This is a genomic window from Chroococcidiopsis sp. CCALA 051 (genome assembly GCF_003015105.1).
Lineage (GTDB): Bacteria > Cyanobacteriota > Cyanobacteriia > Cyanobacteriales > Chroococcidiopsidaceae > Chroococcidiopsis > Chroococcidiopsis thermalis.
Map to the genome: position 1 here is coordinate 1 of NZ_PYCI01000126.1, position 19,396 is coordinate 19,396.

Genomic DNA, 19,396 nt, shown 5'->3' on the forward strand with positions numbered 1-19,396 from the left:
CTTTTTATCAGTATAGCTACTGGATAATTCTGATAATTTCGTATCTAAAGCTCGTGATATCCTAATCATTCGCCAAATTTGTTGAGCCTTAACTCGATCATTAAAAAGGTCGGTATAAGGTGGTTTATTAACGTCTTCCCATAGCTTCCCTATTTTATCTTTTGCCATAAGAGCATAGCGTATTTCTTCTGAGCCACAGGCTAACGCTATAGCAGCTTCTTCTACAGTGCAGTTTTTATCATCTAATTGATATGTATGACTACTTCTTTTATAGTGGTAATCAATTCCATCAAGTGCGAATTCTACTTTAAGTTGATCCTGAAAAGGATCTAATGAAATAAAGTCACGATTTTCAACTTTATTCTGGGTATTCGTAGCTTTAGTTACCCTGAGTGCAAAATCTGATGGACAATTCTCTAATGAGATTAATTTTATAAAAACTTTAGCTTTACGAACTTGTTCGGAATTTCTATCGTAGCAGTTACCAATTGTTCCTACTGTTTGAGCGCCATTTACAATCGAGATTTTTTCACAGCGAAAGGTTGCTACAGATTTGTCAGCACCACCTCTAGGTAGCTTCTGGATTTTATCACATAAAACTGTAATTCCATTATTGAAATATAAAAAACTTTCTGGACTATTTGAAAGAGTGTCTTGAATCCCTTCATTTACATCACTTAAACCTATAAAACTGCGGATATTTTTAGAAAATAACTTCTCTTGATGTTCCTGCCATAGATTTGCCAAATCTTCAGCACTAATCTGTCCATAAATAGTTTGATATGGTTCTTCATTTTGTCCCCAATGAATCAATGTAAAATCTTTGTCAATAGATTGAGTTAAACTCTTTGATAAAGCTTGATGTGCTTCGGTTAAAGAAAATATTTCAAAAAAACACAATTCACTTACTACATTATTTTCCTCTATAAATTCTTGTATTAAGGTTTTGTTGTCCGATCCCAACTGTGTACCAGAATAAGCCAAGATTATTTTTATTTTTAAGTTAGGGTTATCTAAAGCTCTCTCAATTTGTGTTTTTTTGTTATTTATCTTTTCATTAAATCTTGAAAATTCAAGATCGATTAGATGTCGTATACCTCGTACAAATTTATTGACTTCACCTGTATCAGGTTCTCCTTTTCCTGAATTAATCCATTTTGCTTGAGCTAACCAAAGAATATTTTCATCTTCATCATAAAAGATCGCATCAATTCCATTATCTTTATAGCCATCAACAATAGCATCAAGAGCAATATTAGTTTCTACCGACGCAAGGCTAATCAAACTATAAGCAGCATAACTCCTTGACAACCTAATTTTCTCTCGATCGTCTTGAGACTTGTTACTCATATCTGATAGATCAATTAATTGTGTCAGTGTTCTCGTCAGTTGGTTTTTAACCTGTCTTAATTGAAGTACCATATTATTCTTTCCTTATTTGGTAATACCAAGAACATCGATTATATTGATGGCGAGCAAGCTGAAAAAGCTGTTGAATTGCTGGGAGCATCACCCAGAGAAGTTGTTTTCACCTCTGGGGCGGCTGAAAGCATTAACCTAGCAATTCAGGGTAGCAGATCTCCCAACGCTAGTGCTGAAACTAAGCCCTGCATCACTGTAATGCTAGTCGAATACAAAGCTGTTTTGGACACCTATTATGCCCTAAGCAAAAAGGAATTGGCTGAAATAGTCAGCCTCCGTATTGACTCAAAAGGTAGGCTTGACCTTGTACAACGACAAAACCTGTACGAGAGACTAGCTCAATATCTTGTAGATTCTACGGAAGGTGGAAATGGCTGAAGATACTCCTTTCCGTATGTTTGACCTCTCACGACAAACTCACCATCAACCAAATTCAGAAAAACCCTTTGTACTTGACCCTACCGAACTATACGATATTCCTTCTGGGTATATTCCCATTACAACTGAAGTAGAGTGGATTGAATACTTCGGCGTGAATGACTCTCCCTGTTGGGTTAAAGGTAAGCGGCTATGCGATTGGGCGGAAGCATGGCTTCGAGCATGGAATAAGCTTGATGCGATCGCGGAGATTAAGCAACATCCACGCCTGCGCTTAGAAACCCTGTTCGATCCTATACCTTTACCCAGTGAGTGGACTGGTAAACAACTGCTAGCTCTCGTCAATAAACTCGACTCCTATCCCCAAGACAACCCAATTGCTCGTCTACTGGCAGATCTTACCGGAAGTAACGAGCAGATATGGCTTGCAGAACCTTCAATCCAAAATCTCGCCGCTTGGCTAGCGATTCCAGTACCAGAAGAATGCAAACCCTTAGAACGAGTTTGGCAGCACCAGTTCCAGAATCATCGCTTAGCAAGCTACTACCAGACTGAAGATAAACTACTGCTCCTACGTCGCTGGTTAGGCATAGCAGACCCAGCGGTTACAGAGCTGGGTATGTATCCCCTTCCAGTTCCCGATTTGCTCGGACAAGAATTTGACTCCCACTGGGAGCAACAACTCTATCGCAGTGAGGGCAGAGTTTTAGATAGCCTTACGCCTACTAAGGTTGCAGGGATAGAGCGGATTGCCAATTGTGCCTACAGGGTTTTGAGCAATCGACCTAACTTGATTACTAAGGCAAGAGTAGCACGAGTAGCCGCATACCTCAGTTACCAGCAAAGGCAAGAGCTACGCGATCGCCAACCTCCACCTCAGCCTCAACCTCTCGCATTAAATGCTAACCCCAAGCAGGCTCTTGACTGGGTGACAAAAAGTTATCTGCCCTTTCGTCGTTGGGAAATAGTCATTCATCAACCTGCTTGTGAGCAAAGAATCAGCGACGCGATCGCGGATAGCTTTGTCGAATGGATACTAGAGCATTACCCCCAAATGAAAGTAGATCCGGTCGAGCGCTCCGACCTAAACTACAGCGTTGCATCTCTAGTACAAAATCTCTGCCAGTCAAGTCCTGTACTTTGGGTTGTGGTCGATGGATTAGGCTGGTTGGATCACCTAGAACTCTTATCTTTCTTAACGCAAAACAGCCAGCTTGCAGTTGAAACTTATATCGAACCCCGATTTAGTGTTTTGCCAACCAAAACCGAATATGCGAAGTGGAGTTTATACGCTCAACTTTTGCCTAGCGATCCGTCTTGGGTGGATGACGCTGGAAAAGCCTTCCCAAAACTAGGTCTGGGCGAACGTTATACAGATTATCGTAAAGCTGAACTACTCCAAGATTTGAGGCAGGATAAACACAAGCTTTACTGTTGGGATACAGATCGGTATGACAAGTTAAACCATACGGAAAGAGACTGGCAGCATCTTTACCAATTTCAACGTCCTCACACATTAGAAGGCATTGCAAAGGAAATTCAATCTTTTGTAAATGAATATCCCCGCCCCGATTTACTCAAGATTGTAGTTGCCAGCGATCGCGGACAGATTTTAGGAATTTCAGAGCAAATAACTTCCCCTGTAGAACTACAAGCTAAGGGAAGAATGGCGATTGGTAAAACCAACGACCCCAGATTTGTAGTATTGGAGCGCGATCGCTACGGTCTTTCCCACGACATTAGCATCGTCAAAAGCTCCGCCAGTACTGGTGCTTTCAACCACACCACGGATAAAAAAATCATTGGTTCTCACGGTGGACTTTTCCCAGAAGAAGTTGCGATCGGTGTATCTGTCCTGCGAAAATCCATCCAGCGCCGTCCCGTACTCATTACCTGTCGTGGTGAAGGCAAACCAAGAGAGCCTGGAGAGCTAGAGATTATTATCGATAATCCCAATTCAGTGCCGATCGCCGAGCTTTGCCTATATATTAAGGAATTGTCCGATTTCAATACAGGAAAGCCTTTAGAGCAAATAATTCCAGCCAACGAGTCACTAACTTTCAAGGTCACAATTCCTGAAGTGCCTGAATTACCTTTAATCCATGAGGGCGATCGCCTATTGCTATCTGGCGAATTAACCTTTCTATTTGCTGGTGCGGAAGCTGGAAGTGCAAAACTTGCTTCAGACTCCGCGATCGTCGTTCATCAAATATTTAGTAGTGGTGGAATTAATCTAGATGACTTCTGAAACAATAACTTATAATAACAATCTAGTTCGTGATGTTTTTGGACATCTATGTATTGATAAAAGTAGATTACCATCTAGTGGGCTAACTTCTGTTGGAGTACCTAGCTTTGTTGCTGAATGGTTATTAGACAAAATAGTACCTGGGTCGGGAGCGCTAAATTTAGCAGAATTAGAAAAAATCAATAACTTTGTTACCAAAGCATTTCCCCGTAAAGATGACCGCAATGAAATCATTTTCGATTTAACTCAAGGGCAAGTACGAAAACTAATTGCTCTCATGCAGGTGCGAATCAAGCTAGAACAGGGAGGACGAGTAATTCCCGAACCTTTGGCACAAATACCAGTACTAAATTTAGCTGAATGTAGTATTGCCACTGAAGTAGTAGAACGCTACAAGATGCTGCTTCGTCAGGGAATTTGGGGGAAAATTAACCTTGCCATGCTTCCTGATGGCAAGGTAGAAGTGATTGGCTTTGAACCCTTCCAATGCTCTCAAGTTAATCTCCAAGCCTATGCAGAATGTAGGGCAAAATTTAACACTCAAGAGTGGCGAGACTTACTGTTGTGTTCGATTGGCTTTAATCCTCAACATCCAAGCTATACCCAGGAAGCAAAAACATGGATCTTAGCTAGATTATTACCATTGGTGGAATCTAATTACCATATTATAGATCTAGCCCCTAAAGGCACTGGAAAAAGTTTCGTATTTGAAAATATCAGTAGTAAAGTTTCCTTAATTAGTGGTGGCAAAGTGACTCCTGCCCAACTTTTTATTAATGGTAAGACTAAAGAAGTAGGCTTACTTGGTCGTCATGATGTTGTGGTTCTAGATGAAGTGCAGAGTTTAACCTTTGACAATCCTGATGAAGTCATTGGTCCACTCAAAAACTATCTTGCTAGTGGGCGCTACAATCGTTCTGGCTTTGCCGACGTTTCGAGTGATTGTTCCTTAGTGATGTTGGCAAATATAGAATTAGATGAGCAATTACAACCCCGTAATGAAGATAATTTAATTGCTAATCTACCTAAGTTTTTTGCTGAAACCGCATTACTAGATCGATTTTCTGGTATTATTCCTGGTTGGCAAGTCCCTAAGTTTCGCCGAGAAATGATTGCTTCTCAAATTGGACTAAAACTCGATTTTTTTGGAGAAGCATTATTGTCTCTACGCCAAGATAACCGCTTCCTGTCCTACGTACAGCAACATACTCAATTTGATAAAAGCACAACTGTTCGCGACCAGAATGCAATTCATAAGTCGGCAGCAGGTTTTTTAAAAATTTTGTATCCTCATCTAGATTTAACGTTGATGGATTTCCAACGTGATTGCTTAGAACCTGCTTGCAAACTACGTCAAGCTATTCGGAATTCACAATATTATCTAGATGACGAATTTAGACAATTTGGTAGAAACATCTACGTTGAAGTCAAGTGATAAAAAGAGAAGACATAATATACCTGGACTACCATGCCACCACTCCAGTCGATTCAAGAGTGGCTGAGCTAATACTTCACTACATGACGGTGGCGTTCGGTAATGCTAGCAGCACCGATCATAAATATGGGGATGAAGCAGAAGAGGCTGTTTCAAAATCTGCTACTCACGTTGCGAAGTTAGTTGGAGCGTCACCACAAGAAGTCATATTTACCTCTGGAGCAACTGAGGGCATCAACCTAGCCATTCAAGGCAGTCTATCTTTCGATCCCACCAATAGAAATCTAGATCGCATAGCTGTTTTACCTATTGAGCATAAAGCTGTCCTAGACACTTGCCACTTTATAGCCAAAAAGGGAATCGCCCAGGTGATAAACTTGCAGCTTGATTCCAAAGGTAGACTTAACTTAGATGACCTTGAGAAAGTCTGTCAGAGTGGAATTTCTCTACTCTGTGTAATGGCAGCTAACAATGAAATAGGTAATATTTACTCGATTAAAGAAGTTGGTAAGATTGCTCAAAAGTATGAAATTCCTTTCCTTTGCGATGCCGCGCAAGCTGTAGGAAAAATTCCAATTAAATTTGAAGAGTGGGGGATTACTTACCTATCTATATCTGCTCACAAACTCTATGGTCCTAAAGGCACTGGGGCATTAATCATTAGAAAAGGATACCATCTACAGCCAATTTTCTTTGGTGGCGGTCATCAAAAGGGGATTAGATCGGGAACTCTCAACGTTCCTGGGATTGTTGGCTTGGGGGAAGCCTGTCGCCTGCGCCAACTGGAGATGGAAGCAGATGAAAAAGCGATCGCAGCCAAGCGGGATAAACTACAAAGCCTGCTGATAAACAAAATCCCTGGTTTGATAGTCAACGGAGATACCACCGCTCGTCTGGCAGGCAACCTCCACATCTCTATTCCCGATATTCCCAATAGTGCAGTCATTGCTAGAGTGCGCTCTAAACTAGCCATTTCTACTGGTGCAGCCTGTTCTTCCGGTGTAGAAACGCCGTCTCATGTTTTGCAAGCATTAGGTTTGCCTGACAACATTATTGACGGGGCATTACGCATTGGTCTTGGTAAATTTACAACCGAGCGAGAAATAGATCGGGCTGCGGAAATTATCTCAAATGCTGCTAGCCAGATTCGCCAAGCTATGTATCTTGAAGTTTAGAGTGCGAAATAAATCGACTCAGGCTAAGCAGCAGAAACTTACTTGGATCTAGTAGTCTTCTAGTGGATTGAGCTGATACTGCTACCCTTGTATCGATTCCAATTTCAGCTGTCTACTTCTGAATTAGCATCCTCAATCCCATACTCTTTCTCAATTAGCTGCAAAATCTTATCCTCTAGTGGCGTGAGATAAGTTTGCCGTCCTAAATGCTCCAGCATCGTATACGCTGCGCGATCGCGAAATCCTGGCACTTCCCTTACTCTCCTAATCCGCTGCAAAATCTGGGGTAGCTGCCGATGGACTTCGGGCGAATCAATCTTATTTAGGTTTTCTGGCTTCACGGTCAAAGTTGCATTGTGTACTTCAACAATGATGGTAAAGTCTCTTGGCTCAGTAGCGATCGCCCAACAGCCGTTATATTTCTTTTCTTTACCTTTCAACCTTACCAAGGTGAATATATCACCCACCTGGCAGTAGTCTTTGGCATTCCCCAAAGGCTTTTCTTTGAGTTGCTCGACGATCCCTTTGACGATACGACCGCTAGGAACCTTGCCCCCAGCTTCATCTACGCTCTGTATCCAAGCATCAACCTGCACTTCTGGTTCCATACCTGCTTTAGCTATATCCCGCAGCTGACGTTCTGTGGTCGGCATGGGAATTTGCCGACCATTGGTCGGCAAAAATTTCCGAATATTGTCGTAAACCTCAGCAGCAGAAATTTTTAGGTAAGCAGCATCGCGGCTATAGTTGAAGCGATCGCGGCAGTATGCTTCAAATGTTTTATGGGTACTGCGATACAACCGTCGCTCCCGCAATTGGGCAAGTGCCTTACCTGCTTGATAGAATGCTCTCTCTACCCGCAACTCTAAACGGTGGCGATCGCGTTCTTCGTCGTGGGTGAGTTCTTCTAAAATTTCTACCTGGGCAGCTTCTACGGGGAGCGATGTATTGGACTCCACCATAGAAGAGGATTCAGTAGCTACAAGTTTCTTGTTACTCATACACCTGCTTTTCCCCTAGAACTCGTCACGGTGTGCCATCTCCACACACTCATCCTCCAGTTCCTCCTCTGCCCGTTCCGCCTTCTCTAGCTTTTTGGGTTCTGCATTGCAGGCTTCTTCATGCCGCTGCTGCGCTTCCACCTCTTCAGTCGGGGTACGATCGCGAGATCTCATACTCATCGTTTGAGCCAGCAGCCTTGTTTCTAGAATCCGCTGTTGTTTCTCTTTGACGGTAGCAGTCCAACTCTCCCGCTCAATCCTATCGAGTTCGCTGCAAATTCCACGGGTTAATCGCTGGTCGTATTCTTCACAGTTGGTATAGAAACTACCAGCACCGCACCGATAGCAAGCCGGATGTAAGTCTTTGTCATAGTCGTAGCCTGGGATGACCAATTCGGCTAGCGAGGGTCTGACTATTCCAGTATCGTGACAGCAGAAGCATTTCCAGTCTGGATACCAAATCTCAGCGTCAACACTAGACTCTTTATCCGGTCTGACTGGCTGGCGAGAAAATTTAGGCAGGCTCATCGGCTATCCTCCCCGCATATGCATTGGTCTTCTGCGCCCACATGAGAAAAGCAAGCCTTTCCTCTCTCTCAAATTCATCCGCAATTGCCCACGGATGCCCCTCCCAATAAGCCTTGTGCAACCAGTCCATCAGGCGCGGGTCATTCTCCCAGTCATACTTACGGGCGATCGCCTCCTGTTTTGCCTCTCGACCCGCCGAGGACGCTAAGAAATATTTGTAAAGTTCTGTAAAGTTCGCGGCAATCCATTTGTCAGGAAGCTCAGGCGGATGTGGTAGGTTGGCTGCCTTTTTTCTGCCAAATTCCAAAAAAATCTCTCTCTCGCCTTCTGAGAGAGTGTGAATAAAGTCTGTATAAGTCTTATTAGTCTGAAGAGTGCTGGAAGCTTTATCTGGTGAAGGTTCTGGCTGCCGATCGTTTCCTATAGGAAACTCCGGTTTCTTATAGGAAACTTCGGTTTCCTCTGAGAAATCTTGGTTTCCTATGGGAAACGCTGGTTCACTGTGGGAAACGTTGTTTCCTATAGGAAACGATGCGACATCGGACGTATCTGCCTTGATCCGAATTTTGACTCGTGTTAACTCTACGTGGATAAAACCTTTTGCATCTAAACTCTTAATAGCCTTTGAAACTGCTCCCTTAGATAAGCCCAGCTCCTCAGCCACTACAGTGACGCTATACTCCAAGTTGCGATCGCCAAACGGATCTAAGGTTCGCACGTAGAGAAAAACCTTAATTTCTACTCCAGTCAAGTCTTTTAAGTCAAGCACCTCTTCATGGGTTAGGGGGTAGAAAAGAGGCTTTTTAGTAACTTTTTGCTCAGATGTCATGATTTCTCAACCTCCTCACCAGTAACTTTGACCCCAAAACATAGGCAAGCAGCTTCAATATCCGACAGTCTCTTAAGTTCAAAAGCTGAGCCGAACAGATGTATTCGCTTTTGATGCTCTGGGTAGAAGCCTGAGTAAGCTAGGGTTTGACCTAATGCGGCTTTCCAGTCTTGGATGCTTTTAATTTCGATAATTTGCGTATCAGTCAGTAAGTCAATGCGACCAGCGGGGGTAACGACTTCTACCAATCCGCCTAATTGAGCGTGTAGGCGATCGCGGATTTTTCTCCCAAAGCTTAAATCTTGTTTAGTAGAACTGTATTTTTCATCGATCCAGCCCTTAAGTGCAAGTGAATCTAAAGCCCTACTAATGGTTTGTCTATGAACTTGACGCTTTGGTGATGATAATTGCCCTGCTATGTGATCAGCATCGATCCTAACCCCCCTAACCCCGCTGCTGTGGGAGTCAATCGTCCGAATGTAGTACAGTACGTCCAGCTCTGCCTTGGTAAGCTCCCGACAAGCCCTTAACCATTCTTGGTGTTGCAGTGGGTAAAATTTTCCCTGAATCTTTTCTTGCATCACGTTACAATACCAATCATTACAAAACGTTTATTAGTCAATACAAGCTACGCCCCTCGTCACAGGGGCTATTTTTTAGCTATCTATCGTCGAACGTGCAGAATTTAGTAATTGCCCAGCCAGTCCTGGACAAGTCTTAAACCGATCGCTTTACTTATCTGCGGACAATACTTCTTGCTCCTACTGGCGTGCGGGTTAGCAATACAAGCATCTCACTCCTGCTTGCCTGTAAGCAGGTGTTATAGTTCTGAGTAAGTCCAAACTGGATTTGAAGATGCATAATTACCACTATCGGTGTTGGTTTAACATTTAACTAAAGGTGTAAGATCCTTATAGCTGATCTATTGTTGTATCAACCTATCACTCAGTTAGCTCGTAGGCTAATTTAGTAATGAAAGTTAACAGCCCTACCTCCACCACCTCTTCCCCTCTTGCAACATCGTTTGATGTAACGCTAAAGCTTTATAGAATTAGCGCCAAAGAGCTGTCTAAGTTAACCGGAGTGTCCGAAAACCACATTTCTGAATTTCGCCGAGGAAAGGGCGATGTCAGTACCAATGTCCTATCAAAGTTGATGGACGGCATGGACACCCTTGCTCCAGGCTCTAAACAGCATTTATGTAAATTGATATCCGGTCAGTCGTCTCAATCCTTGAGTCAATCGCTCGTTCAAATAATTCATGCAGCGGAAGAAGACGAGCTTTTGGATGCAATGGGCGCGATTACTAATAGGTTTCGCCATCTCCGCAACTATTCCGATGGTGCTGTTTCGCAACCTTTACTAGAGGTGTAGTGGTTTTCTAGTGGTGCGTAGGAAGACTGAAAAGTTTAAAAAATAAGAAAATCAGTTTTTTTAGTTGCAGGCATTTACTCAATCGAGTAGAGCCTGTTTTTTAAGCTTGGGTTGGTTATTTCGTTCGTCTTGGGTTTTCCGATCGTCTGCTTTATGCGGTAAGTGTTTAAGTGAGTCATTAGAAGCTTGCTTGGCATGGAGGATGTTCTCCGGCAGCTGGTGCTGAATTAATTCAATATGCGAGCCATGATTAGAGGTAGGTGCGGGTGGAGCAGCTAACTTCGTGGTTACTTGATCGGCAGCGATCGCATTGGAGCTACCTCTATAAGTATGCTTCCAGTCAGTGCTGGATTTATTGCCAGTGCTTTGTGCAATTTCGTCAGCATTTTCACTTCTGCCACTCTCACTAGCCTCATTCATGCTGGGCAATTGGATTAGAGACAAGTTTTTAGGGTGATTCTGAATTAGGGGAATGAGTGAGGAGGCTGTACGAGTTTTCTTTTGGCTATTGCTGGTTGCACGAGTCGCGATCGCTCCTGCATCCCTTGTCAGGTCAAAGGTTACTCCCCGAAGTTGCAATCCTTGTAAAGTACAGCCAAATTCATTCCTACCCAATTTACCGCCTTGAAATGCTACGCCATCTGCTGAGTAGGAAATCCCTTGGATAACGCCTTCTCTCGTTACCTTTACCTTAGCCTCCACGCCAGACGCATCTAGCTTGTCGAGGAATTGGGTCATTGTCATGCCCCGATGGATAGTCGCGTCAACGGTAGCTTGGATCTTCTCCAAAGCACTTTTGTCAGCAGGTCTGTCGCGCAAGCCTTGCTCGAATTCCTGTTGCTCACGCATCATGCGCCGCTTTTGTCCGGTGGAAGGGGCGCTGTGATTTGCTTCCCAGGAGCAAGGTACGGGTGTCAAGCTAAACTGTGACTCTAACTTCCTGAGCGTCTTTTCTAACCGTCGAAAGTCATACCAGTCGGACACGCATTCGCCATCAGATTTGATGCGACTAGCGGCAATATGCAGGTGAAAGTGGTCGCGGTCGTTGTGGGTAGCAGCGAAGTATAAGTTGCGCTCGAATCCCATCCCCTCAAGTGTTGCTCCTACAATCTGTTCCAACTGCTCTTTATTCGGTCGTTCTCCTGGTGCAAAGCTAATGCTGATATGACTGACAGGAGATTGTACTCTAGGATTTAATTGTCGGGTAGCTTCCAACTGCTTGTAAAAGTCTTGTGGAGACTCCCCAGCTAAGTTGGTGCAGAGCAGTTCGGCTTCTTCCTTATCCAGAATGTATTGCGTTAAGCCAGCAAAACTCTTACCCTTTTTAATCTTCCCGATCATCTGTATCTTCTGCGGCACTGGTGGAGCTGTCATCGTCTATTCCCAAGATTAAATGCATACGTAATCGGTCAATCTGTCTCCTTAATTCCTCAAAAGGAGTTAGATCGATGTTTGGCGGTGTCAACCCGTCAGCGATCGCCGTGTTCTGCGCCTTAGCTATTTGGTTAATGTTGTTACCAATTTTACCGAGCTGCCAGTAAGCTTGCCAGTTGGCTTCGGGGACGGTTTTGATTCGATAATCAGCCATTCTCCGTCGAATCAACTCTGCCTTACTAACTCCTGCCGATTCTGCTAAAGCTTCCCATGACTTGCTCTCGTCAGGAGTTAAGAGCATTTCAAACCTAACCGTGCGCTGTCTAATTTTGCTTTTGAACTGGGACATGGGATGCAGTGTTACGTAAACCCAAAGGAAAAAATCGGACTGAGTAGAGTCACGAATTTTATTTTACTTAAGTAAAATATAACACCAAAAACTATTCCGTACTCGTAGATGAACGCGGATTAATGCAGCATTATTTCTGTTGGGGCGATCGCATTGAAGCAGCAGGGCGTTTATCGGGGAGCTTGGGGGATAGCCCCCAACAAGCATGGCGACGACCAAATTTACTTCCAACAGAGATATACGGATATCGCCACTGCTTGCTTCTGCGGATCTGATGCGGATGCAGGGGCAGGTGGTGGCGGCTGCCAGCAGCGTGCGTAGCGATGGCGTGCAGGGTAATGGAAGGAATTGTGCAGGGTTAGGGTAGGGTTTGACTAGGGTTGTAATTGTCAATAATCTTGCGTTGTTGAGAAAAGATGGGGATTCCAGGGGTCAAAATTCGATCGAGTTTCCTACATTAACCCTGCTCTATCCCTACCAAAATCCTACTAAAACCCTACCCAATTCCACCTGTGTTTACACTTAATTTTCCATTCGTTCACCAAAGCTTTACCAATTGCTCAGTATTTTTATTGAAAGCAGAGTTATATTGAATACGCAAATTTAAATTTGTCGGCGTTGTCTCGGCCAGCCTGAAAGTTAATTGCAGTTGCAGGATAATCGAGTAATTGCTGACCGGATATCTGTATAGGTTTTGGACTAATTGTAAAAACTAAGACAAATAATTAAGTAAAAGAAATAATGGGTAGACCCAAGCGTGTAGTTCCCCCAGCGATGATTTTGACGTTGGACTTTGGGGGGAGTGGATTAAAGGGGATCGTGCAAACAGTTGATGGAACGCCGCAAGCTCTTTACATGGAGCCGGAGGTGTCGCCAGCTAGTTTGTCATCGCTTCAAGAAAAGACAGAGAGTAATTTGGGTCGCGCTTATCCAGAAAATATAGCCTGGGTGGGGGCGGCAGGAGAGTACAGGGCAGTTGGTTATTTGGCAGCGTCGCGGTACAACGCCAACCCAGGTCTGTCGCGCAAGAAATACGAATCAGCTTTCTATAAAATCTTGGCAGCTATTTGGGTAGCGAAGGAGAAGTTGAAACTGCCCGATGGAGGTAGCGTATCGCTGGCTTTGCTGCTGCCGCCTGGGGAATTTGAGGATTCGCAATTGCTATTACCAATGCTCAAAGCAGCCCTGCCAGAATTTATTACGCCCACAGGCACGATGTCTTGCAGCTTGACGAGCTACGAATGTTTTCCAGAGGGGGGAGGGATCTATTTAAATTACTGCAAGCTCTTTGGGGAGGCAATCAAGCGTTCGGTGGTTGCTGTCATCAGCGTCGGCTACCGAAATGCCAGCGTGCTGGTATCTCGTAGGGGTGTAGTAGACAAGGGCAGGACAACCAATTTGGGGATGGTACGCCTGGTCGAGTTAGTTATGGAACGGACATCGGGACTAACTGCCGAGTCGTTAGTCGGCGCGATCGCTGCGGCGGGTAACGACATGAGTGCCAAGCATTTTTGGAAGTTGACAACATCCAGCACCCAAGCAGCGCGTCAGGCTGAAGTCAACAAGATAATTGAGGCGATTTCTAAATCGCGTTTGGAATACGCGATCGCGCTGACGAGTTGGCTGGCTGAAGTGCTACCGAGTCGGGAAGAGTTGGATGAAGTCATCATTTGTGGCGGTACGGCAGATTACCTCAAGCAGGAGTTGAACGATTGCTTTCGAGCAACACCCGTAGTTTGGCACGGAGGTGTAGAAATTCCGCCCCTTTTGAACGAACAGTGGTTGGGTAGCCGCTTAGCTGATGTTTGGGGGTTGTCTGCATATCATGCCGCGAAGGTAAGGGCGAGTTTTGCAGGTGGTAAGACGATAAGAAGGCAAGTAAAGCAAGAGGTGGTAGTACAACATGGGTGAAAATAAAGACTTTTACTGGCGCTATCAACCACCGCTTGACTCAGACCATGCGGTATTACTGTCCTACATCCAAGACCGCGAGTTGCACCCAGATGCGAATACGAGAGAAATGATTCTACGGGCGATTAGCGCCTACTATATGCCACTTGCTCTATCTAACGAGGGCAGTAAGACTGCGGCTCACATAGAGCAGATTGGCATAGACTCGATATTTGCCCTACTCAGGCAAGTGGATCGTATATGTGCGGCATTGGGACTAGACCGCTCGAAATTCGGTGGCATAGTACCGATGGGCGTTGGGATGTGGTCTACTGCTGGTGGAGCGTTCAACACTAGACTACCTGCTTCTATGCCAACTCCAGAACGGCAGGCAGACATCGAAGAAGATTTCGATCCTGACAGGTGGAATATAGGTGGGCTTTCTACGCACTCCGAAGTCTTCAGCGATTAACAAAGATCGTAATTTTAGATTGAATAATTTTCTTTGTAATATGGCAAGAATTCACTTAATTGATGGTGAGAAAGGTGGCGTAGGTAAGTCTTTATTTGCCCGCGTCATGGTACAGTTTTGCATTGACAAGAACCAACCATACATATTGGTTGATGCAGATCGCTCGAATCCAGATGTCAAGAAGTTTTACCCTGAAAATGCTTACGAAGCCGTTTTTAGCGAAGCCCTTTCCAAAACTCACGAAGCCGACCTGATTTTTGAATTAGCTAGAAAGTCAGATAAAGCTGTAATTGTCAATCTGCCAGCACAAGTCTACTCGCTCGTAACTAATTGGATCGAAAAAGGACGATTGTTAGAAATTGCTGACCGATATGGAGTCGATGTTTGTAAGTGGTTTATCTCCAATGGCGGTTACGATTCAGTAGATTTCTTTAAGAAATCGCTATCCAAGTTTGAAGATAAGTTACCTCACATTTTCGTTAAAAATAAGGGAATGACTGAAGAATGGGGCTTTTTAGATAGCGAGCGGGAATATCAAGACTTAAAACAGAAATATAAAAAATCGATGCAAGAAATCGAATTCTCCTTACTTTATCCAGGGGATAGATATTATATAGACTCTAAAACTTTAAGTTTTGAAGCAGCTCGGAACTCCGACGAGATGGCAGCTATGTCTCAGCAGCGGATGCACACATTTCTGGAAGAAACTTACTTGCAGATTGAGTTGACTGAAATGTTCGCTCCTAATAAGCAACCAAAAACAAAGGACAAGGATGGGACAAAAGTTTCAAGTTCTGCTACTGCGTAGATTGAGTGCATGACAGTCGTTTGATAAATAAATATGAATTCATCAGAGTACGAACTAGCGGTAGTGTGCGAAATCAGCGATGGTATTGCTAATTACGATGTCAGCCGCTCCGATTGGTATCTAGGTCGATTGTACGTCCTGCCAGTTAGCGATCCCCAACTGGTTTCAAAAGGAATTGATAAGAAATGGTTTCTCACCCATCAAGCAGGTGATTTCATCGTTTCTGGTTACATTAACTCCTCCGGTGATTGGTCGCTGTCTAGACCGATGAGCGTAGAGCCGAGTTTTGACTACGCGCTTCAATCGGAGGTGTTCGACCAGATATTTAGCCCAGATTACATTCGGGAAGTTCGAGCTATTCGTGAAAGTCATTCCTTTAATTCTAAAACGAACGAAATAGTAGGAGCGGTGGTAAATAACGATTCCTCCAACGATAGCGATGAAAGTGTAGTTAAATTGCCTAGAAAAGTGCGATCGGTTGATGAAGCTGAGTTTGGTTCAAATATTCAAAATCTGCACTTGTTGAGAGAGTTGGCATTGCGAGAGCAGCTGGTTGATGAGGAGGTGGAGGTATTGGAACAAGTCGAAATTGATGAAATGACTCTTACTACAAATGCTGACTTAGACGACGAAAAGCGGTCGATAACATCGGCATCAGTAGATGATGAATTCACTCGCACTCGGATTGAGAGTAATTTAGTTAATTTAATCATCGAGCAACACAAACAGCATCAACTGTGCGAGTTTTTAGTTGAACCATCAGGTGTAGTAACTGTAGACCCAGAGCAAGACTCTTTCGTGCTGCGCTCCCTTACAGATAAACGCATTATGTTAGCTGCCAAGCTGACTGGCGAAATTTTAGAGCAATTAAGATCGAGCGATGCACGGGTATTCGAGCAAAGGGATGAAATAGAGCCGGAGTTATTGCAATTAGCTAAAGAAAAAGAGCAATTGGTAACTGAAGTTGCAGCTGATGTGTCAGTCCAAACCGTCCAAAAAGAATCAGAACAACAAGAACCCGATCGAGTAGAAATACGCGACGAACAGAAGGCTAAAAAATCGAAGGGGATCGAATTGTCATGACTGCTGATAAAAATACCACTTTGCTAGACAAGGTGTTAGAGGGCAAAGATCCAGAATTTCAGGCACGAGTTCTCGATATTGTTGCTAGGTTTGGTTTAAAGCCAAGCGACCCGCTATTTCTGATTATGGTTTCAGTAGGTCAACTGCAATTGTTGCTGGAGCAAAGCCCTAAAGATTTGGATGCTCTATTCAACCAATGGTCAGAAGCCCTTTATGACAAGTTGCAGACAGCAGAGCGAGTCGCAGTCAAAGGACAGCAGACGGCGATCGCGGCGGCGGTGAAATCTCTGATCCAGAAGACCGAGTGGGAGGGGCGATCGCGTCTCTTTTCCTCTGTCATACCAGCAGCAGGGCTGTTGAGTGCTGCTATTGGAGTAGGTATCCTGTTGGGTCTATCCGTCCCAGTTTGGCTTGGGGGTGGGTATGTGACTCAACCTCGTCGCCTCACCCTGGCACAAGCTGAAGCATTGCGATGGGCAGAAAGCCGAGAAGGTCAGCTGGCACGAAATGTAATGAAGTGGAATGCTGGGTCGCTAGACAACCTGGATTGTCTAAACGATGTGAAACGCTTGCGCGTAACTTTGAAGGTACAGGGAAGGGAAGCACAAAGCGGTTTTTGCGTGTTGTGGACGCAACCGCCGAACCAGCGCCAGTTTGTAACTGAAAGTAGATAGGAAATAGTTACGTTTGTAGGTCAGCAAAAACTAAATAATATCTTCATGTCTTACTATTTCCAAGGGTTTAAAGTTAAACCTAGTTCTAGTTTTGCTGAAAAATCTATATACAAAAATTCAAAAAGTTATGAACGCTCGATTGAGAAAATTAGGAATACTATTTATAGCCAGCCTAATAATAACTAGCTGCGATCGTCAAGTGAAAGAAGATAACAAAAACCCTGCGACGATCGCCTCTTCTTTTCTCGAAGCTAAGCAAGAGGCTGAAGATCGACCGAGTAAGTGGCTAATTTTTCAAGTTGACTGGCGAATTTGTGGAAAGGTGAGGGATCTTTCTGGACAGCAAGATGCTAATGGTTGTATCAAAAGCTTTTCACCACTTTACCTATGGGGTGAGGTAGGCGAGGCTAAACTAGTGAAAACTGGCTATTCATCTCTCCAAAAAGCTGACACAGAAGATGCATTTGTAGCGATCGCTTCTCGCGGTTGTTTTCCTCGGTTTCAAAGACCACAAGAAGAACAGCTATACTCTACTGAGCGCATGGTTTTTGTCGAAAAAGGCACAGAGCCAAAAATTGAAATTATTAAAACTCACCTGACAGAGCGGCAAGTGAATGACATCCTCTTAAAGAAGCGATCGCTTTTAAGCATTGCTGCTTCCGAGCCAAGCTGTATGTCTATTAAAATGCGTTAATTAGAGTTACTATTGCATTTAATAAAAAAAAGGCTCTTCAGGGGATTTAGCCTGTAGAATTGTCTGCTCTGATGCGATCGCTTAGACTTTACTAGATCCAGTGGATAATTGCTCATCCCTCCCTGATATCGCATAATCTTTTGTTGGTGATGCTGCACAAACAATTTGGTGTTGGTAGGTGTAGTTGTAACCGCCTTGGTAGTAGCCGTAGATGGTAATGGGATTGAGCTTGTTTAGAATGAGTTGAATCTGGGATACTATTTCAGTAGAATCACTCGCTGATGAAGTTCCAGATTGGCTTCGCTTGCGGCAGTGAAAGCCTAGTTAATTTGGTACAGTGGGAGCAATACAAAGCCAGTTGCGATCGCGAGTTTCTCCAATCGCAATAGAGACGGAGAAGTCAGGATGATCCCACTCGAAACCGTGACGTAAGGAGTTGGGAACGCTGAGATTGTAAGCTTGGATATTTTGTAGATTAGTGGCGAAAAGTTGCCTTAGTTGTTGATAGTAAGTCTGGCGTTCTGTAGCGATTGCTTCGTTCCATATTTATCAACAGTAGTGGATGCGTCTACTACTTGGATGTAGCGGGATGAGGGCAAGTATGATGAAGAAGACAAATAAGCGTATTTGCACTCTGAGGCGATTAGTCACAAGAACAAATCGGCTCAAAGTTGGTTTGGGAACTTTCTCGCTCTTGAGCAAGAGTTGTATCATCTGTAGAAGGAGGTGTAGAATACTCCCTCGCTAACTGAGATTGGTTGTTGATAAGTTACCAGGTCGCCTCGTTGTGAAACTGCCTACTCGGTTGTGGAATGGACGATGAAAGTGGATCGGATAGGGGCGGACAAACGCCAGCTATCTTGTGACATCTCCCTTTTGCGGTTGCAAGCATTTGACATTGCACAAAGCCTTGGCTCGACGAGTTGCTGCTTGTCAGTTACGGCGATCTCAACATGGGTGCGATCGCACTTTTTGCTTGATCGGTCGCAATTGCGATCAACCGTGCCTCGGCGACCAACATTGTCTGGCAGAAGAGTAGTAATTTTGTATTAAAGCAAACTAGAACACAAGCATTTAACTTCCCATCAGAATTTTGATTTGCTCGGATAAAATACTAACAAGCTCTCCTGATATTCTCATTGGATTTTTCTTTCTTTGGCGATTGACAACGCTAGTAAATCGTCAACAGTGAAATTACGGTAATTGACTAGAGCGAGTGAAGCATAATGTCAGTAGAATTACGGTTCTATAAAAGTCGAGGATTAGTGTAATTGTCAATTAAGGAGAAAAAATATCATTGTTAACATTAATTGACTGCTGCGACAGGAGGAATAAAAAGATTTGTTTGTGTTTATATTATTTAAGTGCAGTTTTCAGTTTTTACTAGCGATATTTATTGTCAAACGAACGTTGGATTTCTCTGCTATATGTATGCGATGAAATTATCGGGTTTCAAATTAACAAGATAAAATATTAGTAATCTTAGTAGTAAAACAATCTTTTTCTAATTATCAACCGCTTGATCGCCTTATATTTGATTTTTTAAAATGTTTTTAGAAGATGAATGATGTAGTTTTAAATCGATAAATTCAATGATTTAAGAGAACCTCCAACTAGATTAATATTGTAACTCAAGAGATAAATGAGATGACTTTTGTAGAC

At 43.7% G+C, this 19,396-nt stretch carries 20 protein-coding genes; 13 read left to right on the plus strand and 7 right to left on the minus strand.

Translation table 11 applies throughout. The features are described 5' to 3' along the window. A partial coding sequence (locus C7Y66_RS23925; protein ID WP_106547511.1) for an AIPR family protein occupies positions 1 to 1,422 on the minus strand: 1,422 nt, incomplete at its 3' end. Between C7Y66_RS23925 and C7Y66_RS23930 the strand changes: the two genes are divergently transcribed. Genes C7Y66_RS23930 through C7Y66_RS23945 form a run of 4 tightly spaced genes read left to right on the plus strand, consistent with a single transcriptional unit; the run spans position 1,411 to position 6,658 of the window. Next, entirely contained in the window at positions 1,411 to 1,800 is a 390-nt protein-coding gene (locus C7Y66_RS23930) for an aminotransferase class V-fold PLP-dependent enzyme (protein WP_106547512.1), read from the plus strand. The genes C7Y66_RS23925 and C7Y66_RS23930 overlap by 12 nt on opposite strands. Beyond that, positions 1,793 to 4,048: a hypothetical protein gene (locus C7Y66_RS23935; RefSeq protein ID WP_199197604.1), complete on the plus strand. Its 2,256-nt coding sequence runs from the start codon at positions 1,793 to 1,795 to the stop codon at positions 4,046 to 4,048. The genes C7Y66_RS23930 and C7Y66_RS23935 overlap by 8 nt, the downstream gene beginning before the upstream one ends. Then, entirely contained in the window at positions 4,038 to 5,483 is a 1,446-nt protein-coding gene (brxL, locus tag C7Y66_RS23940) for a BREX system Lon protease-like protein BrxL (RefSeq protein ID WP_106547513.1), read from the plus strand. The genes C7Y66_RS23935 and brxL overlap by 11 nt, the downstream gene beginning before the upstream one ends. Positions 5,484 to 5,497: 14 nt before the next feature. Beyond that, positions 5,498 to 6,658 (plus strand): cysteine desulfurase family protein, encoded by a 1,161-nt coding sequence (locus C7Y66_RS23945; protein ID WP_106547528.1) that lies wholly within the window; start codon positions 5,498 to 5,500, stop codon positions 6,656 to 6,658. A 104-nt stretch (positions 6,659 to 6,762) separates the two neighbouring features. Here the strand turns inward: C7Y66_RS23945 and C7Y66_RS23950 are convergent, their stop codons facing one another. Genes C7Y66_RS23950 through C7Y66_RS23965 form a run of 4 tightly spaced genes read right to left on the minus strand, consistent with a single transcriptional unit; the run spans position 6,763 to position 9,597 of the window. Next, positions 6,763 to 7,659 (minus strand): hypothetical protein, encoded by an 897-nt coding sequence (locus C7Y66_RS23950; RefSeq protein WP_233222828.1) that lies wholly within the window; start codon positions 7,657 to 7,659, stop codon positions 6,763 to 6,765. Between the two features lie 15 nt (positions 7,660 to 7,674). Next, positions 7,675 to 8,187 carry a hypothetical protein gene (locus tag C7Y66_RS23955; protein WP_106547515.1) on the minus strand — a complete coding sequence of 171 codons (513 nt, stop codon included), beginning with the start codon at positions 8,185 to 8,187 and terminating at the stop codon, positions 7,675 to 7,677. After that, positions 8,174 to 9,016, minus strand: coding sequence for a helix-turn-helix domain-containing protein (locus C7Y66_RS23960; protein WP_106547516.1), 843 nt, complete (start codon positions 9,014 to 9,016; stop codon positions 8,174 to 8,176). The genes C7Y66_RS23955 and C7Y66_RS23960 overlap by 14 nt, the downstream gene beginning before the upstream one ends. Then, entirely contained in the window at positions 9,013 to 9,597 is a 585-nt protein-coding gene (locus C7Y66_RS23965) for a hypothetical protein (protein ID WP_106547517.1), read from the minus strand. The genes C7Y66_RS23960 and C7Y66_RS23965 overlap by 4 nt, the downstream gene beginning before the upstream one ends. 391 nt (positions 9,598 to 9,988) lie before the next feature. Between C7Y66_RS23965 and C7Y66_RS23970 the strand changes: the two genes are divergently transcribed. Then, a complete protein-coding gene (locus tag C7Y66_RS23970; RefSeq protein WP_106547518.1) occupies positions 9,989 to 10,390 on the plus strand; it encodes a helix-turn-helix transcriptional regulator in 402 nt (133 codons plus the stop codon). A 78-nt stretch (positions 10,391 to 10,468) separates the two neighbouring features. Here C7Y66_RS23970 and C7Y66_RS23975 read toward each other — a convergent pair whose 3' ends face one another. Then, on the minus strand, positions 10,469 to 11,764 hold the full coding sequence (locus tag C7Y66_RS23975; protein WP_199197606.1) for a relaxase/mobilization nuclease domain-containing protein: 1,296 nt from the start codon (positions 11,762 to 11,764) through the stop codon (positions 10,469 to 10,471). Continuing rightward, on the minus strand, positions 11,715 to 12,113 hold the full coding sequence (gene mobC / locus C7Y66_RS23980) for a plasmid mobilization relaxosome protein MobC (RefSeq protein WP_106547520.1): 399 nt from the start codon (positions 12,111 to 12,113) through the stop codon (positions 11,715 to 11,717). Before mobC ends, C7Y66_RS23975 begins: the two co-directional genes overlap by 50 nt. 153 nt (positions 12,114 to 12,266) lie before the next feature. Here mobC and C7Y66_RS31325 point away from each other — a divergent pair, with 153 nt between their 5' ends. From C7Y66_RS31325 to C7Y66_RS31330, 8 genes are all read left to right on the plus strand, one after another. After that, on the plus strand, positions 12,267 to 12,434 hold the full coding sequence (locus tag C7Y66_RS31325; protein WP_158265989.1) for a hypothetical protein: 168 nt from the start codon (positions 12,267 to 12,269) through the stop codon (positions 12,432 to 12,434). A 453-nt stretch (positions 12,435 to 12,887) separates the two neighbouring features. Continuing rightward, on the plus strand, positions 12,888 to 14,024 hold the full coding sequence (locus C7Y66_RS23985; protein WP_233222829.1) for a ParM/StbA family protein: 1,137 nt from the start codon (positions 12,888 to 12,890) through the stop codon (positions 14,022 to 14,024). Further along, on the plus strand, positions 14,017 to 14,475 hold the full coding sequence (locus C7Y66_RS23990) for a hypothetical protein (protein WP_106547522.1): 459 nt from the start codon (positions 14,017 to 14,019) through the stop codon (positions 14,473 to 14,475). The genes C7Y66_RS23985 and C7Y66_RS23990 overlap by 8 nt, the downstream gene beginning before the upstream one ends. 40 nt (positions 14,476 to 14,515) lie before the next feature. Next, positions 14,516 to 15,283, plus strand: a complete 768-nt coding sequence (locus tag C7Y66_RS23995) for a mobilization protein MobD-like protein (RefSeq protein ID WP_106547523.1) — start codon at positions 14,516 to 14,518, stop codon at positions 15,281 to 15,283. Between the two features lie 33 nt (positions 15,284 to 15,316). Then, entirely contained in the window at positions 15,317 to 16,366 is a 1,050-nt protein-coding gene (locus tag C7Y66_RS24000) for a hypothetical protein (protein ID WP_106547524.1), read from the plus strand. Continuing rightward, positions 16,363 to 17,040: a DUF6753 family protein gene (locus C7Y66_RS24005; RefSeq protein WP_106547525.1), complete on the plus strand. Its 678-nt coding sequence runs from the start codon at positions 16,363 to 16,365 to the stop codon at positions 17,038 to 17,040. The genes C7Y66_RS24000 and C7Y66_RS24005 overlap by 4 nt, the downstream gene beginning before the upstream one ends. 127 nt (positions 17,041 to 17,167) lie before the next feature. After that, entirely contained in the window at positions 17,168 to 17,734 is a 567-nt protein-coding gene (locus C7Y66_RS24010; RefSeq protein ID WP_146149864.1) for a hypothetical protein, read from the plus strand. An 862-nt stretch (positions 17,735 to 18,596) separates the two neighbouring features. Next, positions 18,597 to 18,773 carry a hypothetical protein gene (locus tag C7Y66_RS31330; protein ID WP_158265990.1) on the plus strand — a complete coding sequence of 59 codons (177 nt, stop codon included), beginning with the start codon at positions 18,597 to 18,599 and terminating at the stop codon, positions 18,771 to 18,773. The last annotated feature ends 623 nt before the right edge of the window (positions 18,774 to 19,396 follow it).

Coding starts and splice junctions, on each gene's coding strand:
- mobC (WP_106547520.1), bottom strand. CDS start 12,113: ATGTCCCAGTTCAAAAGCAAAATTAGACAGCGCACGGTTAGGTTTGAA.
- C7Y66_RS24005 (WP_106547525.1), top strand. CDS start 16,363: ATGACTGCTGATAAAAATACCACTTTGCTAGACAAGGTGTTAGAGGGC.
- C7Y66_RS23995 (WP_106547523.1), top strand. CDS start 14,516: ATGGCAAGAATTCACTTAATTGATGGTGAGAAAGGTGGCGTAGGTAAG.
- C7Y66_RS23950 (WP_233222828.1), bottom strand. CDS start 7,659: ATGAGTAACAAGAAACTTGTAGCTACTGAATCCTCTTCTATGGTGGAG.
- C7Y66_RS23975 (WP_199197606.1), bottom strand. CDS start 11,764: ATGACAGCTCCACCAGTGCCGCAGAAGATACAGATGATCGGGAAGATT.
- C7Y66_RS24010 (WP_146149864.1), top strand. CDS start 17,168: ATGAACGCTCGATTGAGAAAATTAGGAATACTATTTATAGCCAGCCTA.
- C7Y66_RS23990 (WP_106547522.1), top strand. CDS start 14,017: ATGGGTGAAAATAAAGACTTTTACTGGCGCTATCAACCACCGCTTGAC.
- C7Y66_RS23935 (WP_199197604.1), top strand. CDS start 1,793: ATGGCTGAAGATACTCCTTTCCGTATGTTTGACCTCTCACGACAAACT.
- C7Y66_RS23970 (WP_106547518.1), top strand. CDS start 9,989: ATGAAAGTTAACAGCCCTACCTCCACCACCTCTTCCCCTCTTGCAACA.
- C7Y66_RS23965 (WP_106547517.1), bottom strand. CDS start 9,597: ATGCAAGAAAAGATTCAGGGAAAATTTTACCCACTGCAACACCAAGAA.
- C7Y66_RS23985 (WP_233222829.1), top strand. CDS start 12,888: ATGATTTTGACGTTGGACTTTGGGGGGAGTGGATTAAAGGGGATCGTG.
- C7Y66_RS23960 (WP_106547516.1), bottom strand. CDS start 9,016: ATGACATCTGAGCAAAAAGTTACTAAAAAGCCTCTTTTCTACCCCCTA.
- brxL (WP_106547513.1), top strand. CDS start 4,038: ATGACTTCTGAAACAATAACTTATAATAACAATCTAGTTCGTGATGTT.
- C7Y66_RS24000 (WP_106547524.1), top strand. CDS start 15,317: ATGAATTCATCAGAGTACGAACTAGCGGTAGTGTGCGAAATCAGCGAT.
- C7Y66_RS23955 (WP_106547515.1), bottom strand. CDS start 8,187: ATGAGCCTGCCTAAATTTTCTCGCCAGCCAGTCAGACCGGATAAAGAG.